Origin of the sequence: Ancylomarina longa, assembly GCF_003996985.1 — a bacterium.
Classification (GTDB): Bacteria; Bacteroidota; Bacteroidia; order Bacteroidales; family Marinifilaceae; genus Ancylomarina_A; species Ancylomarina_A longa.
This window is the reverse complement of sequence record NZ_RJJX01000011.1, coordinates 111,514-123,040: the sequence shown is the minus strand read 5'-3', so window position 1 is coordinate 123,040 and position 11,527 is coordinate 111,514. Positions and strand designations below refer to the sequence as shown.

Here is an 11,527-nt window from a genome sequence, read left to right as displayed (position 1 = left end):
ACCCCTTTCAAAACCCCCGCCTTACGTTTAAAGCGGTGCAAAGATAAATCATTTATTTCCCCATTTCCTAATCCAATTCTTATCTTTTTCCTGCCTCACACCTTAACATCCTGTGAACCTGATCGAAAAATTTTAAGAAAAGTAATTAATAGCGAATAAGCAGGAAGAATACCGAATAAAATACCATTCGCTACTCTGAAGCTCTCCAATTCGAAAAATAGCACATTAGAGATAGAAACGGCATCCTTTTGCGGAGGAACGGAGCAAAAGATATAGTGAATAGCCCGACGCTTTGCCTTTTTTGAAGATAAGGCAAAGGGAAATGCCCATAACAAAATCTCTATATTTTACATTTTTAACTCTTCTTGGAAAAGGATTTTAGGGAGATATACTATCTTCGTGTTAGGAAATTGTTTTAACTCATTAATTCTCTCAAGGTGACAAATAGACTTGTTATTATTCCAACTTACAACGAAAAAGAAAATATAGAAGCCATTATTAGAAAGGTTTTTTCGCTAGAAATAGCCTTTGATATTCTAATTATAGAAGATAATTCACCAGATGGCACTGCTGATATTGTAAAAAATCTGCAAAATGAATTTACAGATTTATATATGGTGGAGCGAAAAGGAAAATTAGGTTTGGGTACTGCCTATATTTCCGGTTTTAAATGGGCTTTGGAACGCGACTATGAATATGTGTTTGAAATGGATGCTGATTTTTCGCATAATCCGGAAGATTTGGTTCGTCTTTATGATGCGTGTGCAAGCAAAGGTGGCGACATGGCTATTGGATCTCGCTATGTTTCCGGTGTAAATGTTGTAAATTGGCCAATGGGAAGAGTACTGATGTCTTATTTTGCATCGAAATATGTACGTATAGTTACTGGAATGAATATTCATGATGCTACTGCAGGCTTTAAATGTTATACACGAAAGGTTCTGGAAACTATTAATCTGGATAAAATCAGATTTAAGGGATATGCATTCCAAATAGAAATGAAATTTACAACATGGAAATTTGGCTTTAATATTATTGAGGTACCAATTATTTTTACCGATAGAACACAAGGAACATCGAAAATGAGTGGTGGAATTTTTAATGAAGCCGTTTGGGGAGTAATAAAAATGAAGCTAAGAAGCTTTTTTACAAAATACGAAAGATAGATTTTCGCCTAAACTATAACTAAACAACCAAATGTCGAGTTTTCTAATTAAAAATGCCTTGATTATCAACGAAGGCAAAAAAATTACCGGGAGTGTGCTGGTAAAAGATCAAATAATTGAAGAAATTTTCACTTCGGTTCCTGAAAAGCAAGAATCGGAATGGACTATTATTGATGCCGAAGGGCAATTACTGCTTCCAGGAGTGATTGATGATCAGGTTCATTTTCGAGATCCGGGAATGCCGCAAAAAGGAAACTTGTATACAGAATCAAGAGCAGCTGTAGCGGGTGGAACTACTTCCTTTATGGATATGCCCAATGTGAAACCACAAACTATAACTCAGGATTTACTTAAGGAACGATACAAACTTGGAGCAGAAAAATCATTGGCTAACTATTCCTTCTATATGGGCGCTACCAATGATAATCTGGAAGAAATTCTAAAAACAGATCCCAAAACAGTATGTGGAATTAAGATATTTATGGGATCCTCAACAGGAAATATGTTGGTGGATAATATTGATACGCTTTCGCAGATATTTGAAAAAGCGCCAATATTGATTGCTACTCATTGCGAGGATACTCCGACTATAGAAAAGAATCAAGCTGAATATTTTAAAAAATATGGTGCTGATATTCCCATGGAATTTCATGGTAAAATAAGAAGTGCCGAAGCTTGCTACAAATCCTCTTCAAAAGCGATTGAGCTGGCAAAAAAATACAACACCAGATTGCATATTCTGCATTTATCTTCGGGAATGGAAATGGATTTATTCGACAATACTATTCCTGCTAAAGATAAAAGGATAACTGCCGAAGTATGCGTACATCATCTTTGGTTTGATGATCGGGATTATTCGACAAAAAAATCAAGAATCAGGTGGAATCCGGCTATCAAAACAAAAGAAGACAAAGATAAACTTTGGGAAGCCTTGCTCGACGACAGATTAGATATTATTGCTACCGATCATGCTCCGCATACAATCGGGGAGAAAGATGGAAACTATTTAAATTCAGCCGGTGGCGGACCTTTGGTACAGCATGCTTTAGTGGCTATGCTGGAACAATCGCATCGGGGAAAAATCAGTATTGAGAAAGTAGTAGAAAAGATGTCTCACACACCTGCTGAAATTTTTCAGGTAGCACAACGCGGTTTTATCCGAAAAGGATATTATGCCGATTTGGTTTTATTGAAAGAGGAAAACTGGACTGCAACCAATGAAAATGCGTTATACAAATGTGGCTGGACACCTTTTGATGGTGAAGAATTTCATTATAAAGTAGATCGGACATTTGTGAATGGACACTTGGTTTACGATCAGGGTACTTTTAATGAAAGCACCAAAGGAATGAGATTAAGTTTTAATCGCTAATCTTAATTTACCTGCAAATAGAACATGAAGAAATGCTATCATACATCAACAGCTCTGATTATTTCAGGGCTGTTTTTATTCAGCTGTCAGCAGGAGAATCATTCTTCTGGAAAAGTCTTTATCGGTGAGAAAATCGCAAATCCAATTATTTATGAAGTTTTGGCACACAACCCTAATCCAGAAGATGATTGGAAAACGGAATGTTTAGCCAACACGGATACCAAAACCATGTTTACTGATATTATCAAAGCTGTACAATCGGGAAAATTAAAAGCTTTTGATTACTACGATAATCATCAGCTAACAAATGAAGAGGTTAGGACAATAATATCTAAAAATAACTTTACCGATAGAATTGGTAAAATTCAGTTTGAAGAGGAATGGTTTTGGGATAAAGCGAATATGTGCCTTCATAAAAAGGTGAATAAAATAATGCTGGCTTATGAATTATATGATTCGACAGGAAAAATTAGAGGCTACAAAGCTGGTTTTGTGGTGCAATTAAATGCTGAGCATATTTAGATACCTGGCTTTTTAACAAACCACACAAGTCTATCTGTTTTCTGAGCGTATTTAATTTTTCTAAGAAATTTAAATTTTACTGATTTTCCGTCTACTTTTGCACCACTATAATTTGAATAGTGTACCGAATTAAGACCTGCAAGCTTAATTTCAGTCACTTCTATCTTGAAACAATTATCATGAAAGTACTATTTATAGATTCTACCCATCCTCGATTGAGGGAAATGCTCGTGGAGGCCGGATTTGATTGCACTTATGCTCCCGAGAAAAACAAAGAGGAACTTTTGAATATATTCCCCGAATTTGATGGGTTTATTATCCGAAGTAAATTTAAGCTGACCAAAACAGAACTAGATTTGGCCACCAAATTGAAATTTATAGGCCGAGTTGGTGCTGGATTGGAAAATATTGATGTCCCCTATGCCGAAAGCAAGGGGATAAGATGCTTTAATGCACCGGAAGGGAATCGGGATGCGGTTGGAGAACACGCAGTTGGAATGCTACTTTGTCTATTCAATAATCTTTGCCGTTGCAATTGGGAAGTGCGACATGGAAAATGGAGAAGAGAAGAAAACAGAGGAATAGAGATTAAAGGAAAAACGATTGGTATTATCGGATATGGCAATATGGGAGCTGCTTTTGCCCAACGTTTAAAGGGTTTTGGCTGCAAGGTAATTGCCTACGACAAATACAAATTCGATTATTCGGATGAATATTGCCAGGAAAAGCAATTGTCCGATTTATTTGAACAATGCGATATACTAAGTCTGCACGTACCGCAAACCGAAGAAACCATGTTTATGGTGAATGATGAATTTTTAAAACGATTCAAAAAACCAATTTACCTGATAAATACTGCCCGTGGCAAAGTAGTTCGTATTGCCGATTTGGTGAAAAATCTGAAAAATGAAAAGGTGAAAGGTGCTTGTTTGGATGTATTGGAATATGAAAAAACCTCTTTCGAGGATTTACATGCGAATGAATTACCCACAGATTTTCAATATTTAATCGAAGCAGAAAATGTGCTACTAAGTCCGCATGTTGGTGGTTGGACACACGAATCCAACATCAAGCTATCAGAAGTTACGGCTCAAAAAATTATCGATGAATTTGGAAAATAATCTCCTTAATGCTTACGAAACAACAAAGCTTCAATTCTATATCGAAATTGAAGCTTTGTTGAATATTCTCCCAAAACACAGATTACAATTCAGCCATTTCAAGAGCTTCCTGCATACTATTAATGTTTCTATTTATTTCTTCAGCAAGATCGAATAAGAATTCTATTCTCATCGGATTCGTCAGCCATTCGTGTGTGGTGTAAATACCAAAGTAAGATTGCTTTCTAAAACCCGGCACAAAATCGACAAGAAGCATATTTACGCCTACTCTGAGTTTTAAAACAAATGCTTTCCGAATTAAATCCTGAATCTTAGTATTGGTAAAGATTTGATTATTTCGAATAGAATCAAACTCTTCGTAAATCACATGGGAATCGAAGCTCTCCTGCCCGATTTTGCAACGGTTGGTCTTGGTAAAAAAATTTAGCTTATCCACAATATCTTTTTTGCGAATACAAATTTTTGTCGATTTAGATAATTCTATCGGGAAGAATACCCCACTATATCTTGCATATCTGTTCATTCGTCGCGAATCATCAAAACATACAAAATAGCTGCTTCTTCCTTTATTATTTGGTATGTATAAAGTTCTGCGACGATAGGTTACAGGATGTATTGCATTCGACGGGTAAAGTTTATCGGTGAATGTAATAAGTCGGTTGGTTTGCTCAGCAAATTCGTTTAACTTTTGAATAGATGATTTTTCTTTTTCCATGTGGTTAGCTTTGATGGTGAATGATTTAGGGTGATAACAACAATTCTTAAAAAACTCTCTGTTCTGAATATCAAAGTCTTAATTTACAGCAAATACTTCTAAGAAACAATATATTTTTCACCTAAGAAGCGATACTTAATTAACATCAAAACTGCCATTAACTTTTATTGCATAGCATATGTTTATGGCAAAAAACACTCTAAAATAGATAAACCTGAGCAGCCTTAATCTTTTTTGTTTCCGTTATTAGAATGAAGCTAAAAATGAAATCCTGTTTGGGAAAAACGACAATTCTGTAGGATAATATAGGGCTTAGATATTGATTTTTAGCTCCCCACATCTGCGCGAAGCAATCGCAATATTGGGACACAGTGCCCACGTATGCGTGGAGGCACTTCAATTGTGGAATGGCATTCCCACAACTGTTCGAACCCAAGCCACACTTGAAGTGAGGTCCGCAGGATTGCAGGAAGCCAAGTCACAATCCGGATGGGCTTCCCACAACTGCGCGAAGCCATCCCAATATTGGGACACAGTGCCCACGTATGCGTGGAAGCACTTCAATTGTGGAATGGCATTCCCACAACTGTTCGAACCCAAGTCACGCTTGAAGTGAGGTCCGCAGGATTGCAGGAAGCCAAATCAATCGTGACTTAGACCTCCGCACGGCTGCGCAGCATAAAGAAATGTCGGGATGAGCTCCCGCACATGTGTTTGCTATCGCGCCACTTTTGACTTGAGCTCCCACGCTTGCGCGGAGTGCTATCCCAATGTTGACTTGAGCTTCCGCAAATGCGGGAAGATCCATTTTATGGGTGTTTCGAACTTCAACCAATTGGTAGGCTCTCTTTCTTTTATTGGCTTCTATTGCCGCACTATCGATAAATGGTATGAAGATGCTACTATTAACTCTCTCCATTTTTTTTCAATGGTATCGGTGAATAATATTGTAACACAAAAAGCAGCATGTCCAAGAGGTGAAGCCCACTAAATAGTCAAAAAAAACTCCGCACAAAGCGGAGTCAATCTATCAAATATTATCATTTTTAAAATCCATAAGCCATTCCAATTCCAAAATAATGGTAAGCTTCATTGGTAAGTTCAATTTCGGCCTCCATAATCATCGACCAGCCATTACCAACGGCAACCCTTATACCTACAGGCACCCAAAGTGGAATTTTGGTTGTCTCACCAAAATTAATATCCATATCCAAACCGGTTATCAACTTTGTTCCCGACACCAATGGAATGCTTACATTTGCAGTGCCATCCAAGCCAAAATCATGAAAATGATGAGCTCCGGCTGAGAGGGATAAATTTTTACTGATCCCGAATTCAAGATCCCCACCATAATAAGTTTCCTCGCCAAAGGCTCCTATTTTTGCACCTAAATCCATATTACGTCCAAGTCCGACACCTGCATGAAAGAACATCTGAGCATCGGTAGTTCCATCATACACCAAAAGCGATGGTTCGAATCCAATTGCCACATCACCGCCTTTTAAAATCCCGGAAGTATTAAAAACCTGAGCATTCACTATGCCTGCTCCACAAATCATTATCAGTACAATTAGTAATCTTTTCATTTTTTATTATTGGTAATCAAATTTAAATTATCAAAAACAAGAAAAAAATATTGCTTTGCAGAGCAAATATCATCTCATTTTATGGTTCAATCTTATTAAAAAGAAAACTGCAAAAGAAGCTATTTTATTGCTATTGGCTGAGTATTCCCATAAAAAAATCCCTTTCAAACTAAGAAAGAGACTCTTTGGCAATTCCGATTTAAAAAGATTCCTTATTAACATTCAGGACTATTAAAGCTTATTACATTCTAATCAATCCTGTACTGTTTTTATACTAACTGTTTTATTCGAAATCAGGCTAATAAATTGCTTTGGCAATTTTACGAACACAATCCGAAGCCATCAAGGTGTAAAAATGCAGAGAAGGCACTCCCTGTTGAATCAGTTCTTTCCCTTGTTGAATTCCCCACTCTACTCCAACTTGTTTTACTGCCTCGTTATTTTTACACTTACGAACTTCGGCAGCCAAAGCCTCCGGGATATCCGTTTTAAATATCTGCGGAAGCGCTGTTAACTGGCTTAATGCCGATAAAGGTTTAATTCCGGGAACTACCGGAACAGTAATACCTGCAGCGCGTACTTTCTGTACAAAATCAAAATATTTCTGATTATCGAAAAACATTTGCGTTACGATATAATCGGCACCGGCATCTACTTTTTGTTTCAGCCAATAAATATCCGAATCCATGTTGGGAGCTTCCTCGTGCTTTTCGGGATATCCGGCGGTACCGTAAGAAAAAGGAGTCTCGAAAGGTTCTACATGCGTTCCATCTAAAAATTCCCCTTTATTTATTTTATTGACCTGATGAATCAAATCAATGGCATATTTGTGTTCTCCCTCGCTGGATATAAACTCATGACGAGAAGAGGAATCTCCTCGCAGAAGCAACAAATCATAAATACCAAGAAAATTTAAATCCAATAGCGCATTTTCGGTTTCCTCGGGAGTAAAGCCACTGCAAATTACATGAGGTACAACCGTAAGTTTGTATTTATTTTTGATTGCTGCAGCTACGGCAACAGTACCCGGACGCTTTCGTGTTATTTTCTTTTCGAATACTCCGTTCTCCGATTCGGTAAACACCAATTCATCGCGATGCGCCGTAATATTGATGTATTTAGGATCGAATTCTTTGAGTTTTTCTATGGTATTAAAAACTTTATAGATACTGTTTCCCCGCAAGGGAGGGAGCAATTCAAATGAGAAATGTGTGGTTTTATTCTCAATTGCCTGGTTTAATAGTTCGATTACTTTCATTGATTAATTGGTCACTGGTTAATAATCGTCGTGGGCTAAAAAAGTCCCTCAACTTTGAAAAAAAGAATCAGCATTTGCTGTTTTCTATTTAATTTAATGTTTATAAAATTGGAGCTAATAATTTTCTAGCCTTCTCTTCGGATATTCCCTTTCGGGATGCATAATCTTTCAGTTGATCCTCTTTGATTTTACCTATGGAAAAATACAAGGCATCGGGATGGGCAAAGATCAAACCACTCACCGAAGCTGCCGGATACATGGCAAAACTCTCGGTTAAAGTTGCTCCAATATTTTCCTTTACCTTCAAAAAATCCCAAAGCACTTCTTTTTCGGAATGCTCGGGTAAGGATGGATAACCAAATGCTGGACGTATTCCCTGATATTTTTCGCGAAGCATCTCTTCCACACTCCAATCTTCACCATTGGCATATCCCCAATCCACTTTACGGATTTGCTCGTGCAACAATTCGGTAAAAGCTTCGGCCAATCGATCTGCCAATATCTTTATCATGATACTATTATAATCGTCGTGCTGAGCTGCGAAATGCTTCAGGCTTTCTTCTATTCCCAATCCCGCAGTCACTACAAAAGCACCTAGATAGTCAATTCTTCCAGACTCTATGGGAGCAATAAAATCACTCAAACACAAACTACTCAAGCCTTTTGCAAATTTCTCCTGCTGACGAATGCAAGTAAAACTAGTCCGTTCTTCACGTCTATCCTCATCACTATAAATTACAATATCATCTCCATCGGCATTGGCAGGAAACAAACCGTACACGGCACTTGCCTCCAATAACTTTTCCTTCTCAATTTTGTCGAGCATGCAATTGGCATCGTCAAATAGTTTTTTAGCCTCCTCCTTTAAATCGGGATCCTCCATAATTTCGGGATACATGCACTTTAGTTCCCATGCTACAAAAAAGAAAGTCCAGTCGATATATTTACGAATCTCACCAATAGAATAATTCTTCTTTACCTGTAACCCTGTTCGTTTTGGCTTATAAATAGGAGCTGATTTCCAATCGATCCTTTCCTTATTTACTCTCGCCTCATCAAGACTATAATATTCTTTCGATTTTTTATTACTGTGTTCTTCTCTTACTTGCTGATATTGCTTTCGTACTTCGGTCAGGTAATCTTCTCTTTTATCTTTATTGCACAGCTTTTTAAAAACACCTACCGATTGCGATGCATCTATAACATGAACTACTCCATGATCGTAATTTGGTTCAATTTTCACTGCCGTGTGTAATTCCGAAGTAGTAGCACCACCAACCACCAAAGGAATATCGAATCCCGATCGTTTCATTTCTTCTGCAACAAAACACATCTCCTCCAGAGATGGTGTAATCAACCCACTTAAACCAATGGCATCTGCTTTTTCGCGTTTGGCAACTTCCAGTATTTGAGAGCTGGACACCATCACTCCCAAATCAATTATTTCGAAATTATTGCAAGCCAAGACTACGCCAACTATATTTTTACCAATATCATGAACATCCCCTTTTACGGTAGCCATCACTATTTTTCCGGCATTGGAAGCCTCCGATAAAGTGTTTTTCTCCGCCTCGATGAATGGCTGCAAATAGGCAACTGCCTTTTTCATCACTCGTGCAGATTTCACTACTTGAGGCAAAAACATTTTTCCGTCGCCAAAAAGCTGCCCTACGATATTCATGCCATCCATTAAAGGTTGTTCGATTACATCCAAAGCCCTCGGATAGCTTTTTCTGGCTTCTTCCACATCGGCTTCAATATAGTCGGTAATTCCCTTTACCAAAGCATAAGACAAACGTTCGGCACAAGCTTTCTCCCTCCACGCATCGGTTTTCACCTGTATTTTTCCTTCCGATTTCAGTCCCTCTGCAAAGTCAATTAGTATTTCGGTAGCATCCGACTTACGATTCAGAATTACATCCTCTACTTTCTCTAGTAGCTCAGGATCAATTTCATCGTAAATTTGCAACATTCCCGGATTCACAATCCCCATATCCAAGCCAGCTTTGATGGCATGATATAAAAATACCGAGTGCATTGCTTCCCGTACTGTATTATTCCCACGAAACGAAAAAGACAAATTGCTAATTCCTCCACTTATTTTTGCATATGGCAAGTTCGCTTTAATCCATTTTACTGTTTGGATATAATCTACCGCATAATTGTTGTGTTCCTCAATTCCGGTAGCAATAGCCAATACATTTGGGTCGAAGATGATATCCTCGGCAGGAAAACCAACTTCTTCGGTTAATATTTGATAAGCTTTACTACAAATAGCAATTCTCCGCTCATAGGTAGCGGCCTGACCTTTTTCATCAAAAGCCATTACCACCGCAGCAGCTCCATATCGCTTAATCTGCTTTGCATGAGCAATAAATTCATCTTCCCCTTCTTTCAGCGAGATGGAATTTACCACACATTTTCCCTGCACACATTTCAATCCTGTTTCCAAGACAGACCATTTCGAAGAATCAATCATTATAGGAACTCTTGAAATTTCCGGTTCCGACACCAATAATTTCAAGAAAATCTCCATCTCTTTTTCAGCATTCAACATGGCATCATCCATATTCACATCGATGATTTGAGCACCATTCTCGACCTGCGACCGAGCTATGGAAAGAGCCTCTTCGTATTTTTCCTCCCGAATTAAACGCGCAAATTTCCGCGAACCTGCAACATTGGTACGTTCCCCAACATTCACAAAATTACTAAGTGAATTAATGCGTAATAGTTCCAATCCGCTCAACCGGGTTTCCTTTTCAATTTCAGGTATTACCCTTGGTGCAGCTCCTTTCACAGCCTCCGCCAATGCTTTGATATGCTCGGGACGTGTGCCACAGCAACCACCAACAATATTAATTTTTCGACCTTGCAGCAATTCCTGCAAATCGCTTCGCATGGTTTCCGGCGTTTCGTCATATTCTCCCAATTCATTTGGCAACCCGGCATTGGGATATACACTTACATAAACAGGAAGCAGTGTATCCAGTTGCTGAATAAACGGCACTAAATCTTTCGCACCAAAAGCACAATTCAGTCCAATACTCAACAATCGGTCATTCTTCATAGAAGTAACGAAAGCCTCGAGTGTTTGTCCGGACAAAGTACGCCCGCTTCTATCGGTAATGGTTCCCGAAATCATGATGGGAACATCAAGTCCACGCTCTTCCAGTAACTGATCGGCAGCAAAAATGGCAGCTTTGGCATTTAAAGTATCAAAAATAGTTTCGATCAGTAATACATCTACGCCTCCATCAATCAAACCTCTTATTTGTTCGGTATAAACTGCTACTAAATCATCAAAACTCACATCCCGATAGCCCGGATCTTCTACCTTGGGAGACATAGAGGTTGTTTTGTTGGTAGGACCAATGGAACCTGCTACCCATCGTGGGGTATTCAGGTCGATTGCGTTCATCTCCTCCACAACTTCTCGTGCATTTCTAGCTGCCACCAAATTCAGTTCATATGCCAATTCTGATAATTGATAATCAGCAAGTGAAATAGCATTGGAATTAAAGGTATTGGTCTCGATAATATTTGCTCCTGCCACCAAAAATGCCCTGTGAATATCCTTAATTATCTCCGGCTGGGTCAGACTCAACAGGTCGTTATGCCCTTTCTGATCACATGGAAAATCGGCAAAGCGATCCCCACGAAAATCAGTCTCTCCCAATTGGTAAGACTGTATCATGGTTCCCATGGCTCCATCTAATACCAGAATTTGTTTTTGTAATGTTTCTTTTAAGGCTGTCAATTCTTTACTCCTTTCTATAATTTAAAA

At 38.4% G+C, this 11,527-nt stretch carries 8 protein-coding genes; 4 read left to right on the top strand and 4 right to left on the bottom strand.

The window, feature by feature from the left end:
* Nucleotides 1-437: 437 nt before the first annotated feature.
* From DLK05_RS09890 to DLK05_RS09875, 4 genes are all read left to right on the top strand, one after another.
* On the top strand, nucleotides 438-1,166 hold the full coding sequence (locus DLK05_RS09890; RefSeq protein WP_209319819.1) for a polyprenol monophosphomannose synthase: 729 nt from the start codon (nucleotides 438-440) through the stop codon (nucleotides 1,164-1,166).
* Nucleotides 1,167-1,197: 31 nt separating this feature from the next.
* Nucleotides 1,198-2,538: a dihydroorotase gene (locus tag DLK05_RS09885; protein WP_127343844.1), complete on the top strand. Its 1,341-nt coding sequence runs from the start codon at nucleotides 1,198-1,200 to the stop codon at nucleotides 2,536-2,538.
* A 24-nt stretch (nucleotides 2,539-2,562) separates the two neighbouring features.
* Nucleotides 2,563-3,060, top strand: coding sequence for a hypothetical protein (locus DLK05_RS09880; RefSeq protein ID WP_127343843.1), 498 nt, complete (start codon nucleotides 2,563-2,565; stop codon nucleotides 3,058-3,060).
* Between the two features lie 179 nt (nucleotides 3,061-3,239).
* Entirely contained in the window at nucleotides 3,240-4,181 is a 942-nt protein-coding gene (locus DLK05_RS09875) for a 2-hydroxyacid dehydrogenase (RefSeq protein WP_127343842.1), read from the top strand.
* Between the two features lie 82 nt (nucleotides 4,182-4,263).
* Here DLK05_RS09875 and DLK05_RS09870 read toward each other — a convergent pair whose 3' ends face one another.
* From DLK05_RS09870 to metH, 4 genes are all read right to left on the bottom strand, one after another.
* Nucleotides 4,264-4,896, bottom strand: coding sequence for a hypothetical protein (locus DLK05_RS09870; protein WP_127343841.1), 633 nt, complete (start codon nucleotides 4,894-4,896; stop codon nucleotides 4,264-4,266).
* Nucleotides 4,897-5,942: 1,046 nt separating this feature from the next.
* Entirely contained in the window at nucleotides 5,943-6,482 is a 540-nt protein-coding gene (locus DLK05_RS09865; RefSeq protein WP_127343840.1) for a hypothetical protein, read from the bottom strand.
* 298 nt (nucleotides 6,483-6,780) lie between these two features.
* Entirely contained in the window at nucleotides 6,781-7,740 is a 960-nt protein-coding gene (gene metF / locus DLK05_RS09860; RefSeq protein WP_127343839.1) for a methylenetetrahydrofolate reductase [NAD(P)H], read from the bottom strand.
* Nucleotides 7,741-7,840: 100 nt separating this feature from the next.
* Nucleotides 7,841-11,500 (bottom strand): methionine synthase, encoded by a 3,660-nt coding sequence (gene metH, locus DLK05_RS09855; RefSeq protein WP_127343838.1) that lies wholly within the window; start codon nucleotides 11,498-11,500, stop codon nucleotides 7,841-7,843.
* Nucleotides 11,501-11,527 lie beyond the last annotated feature (27 nt).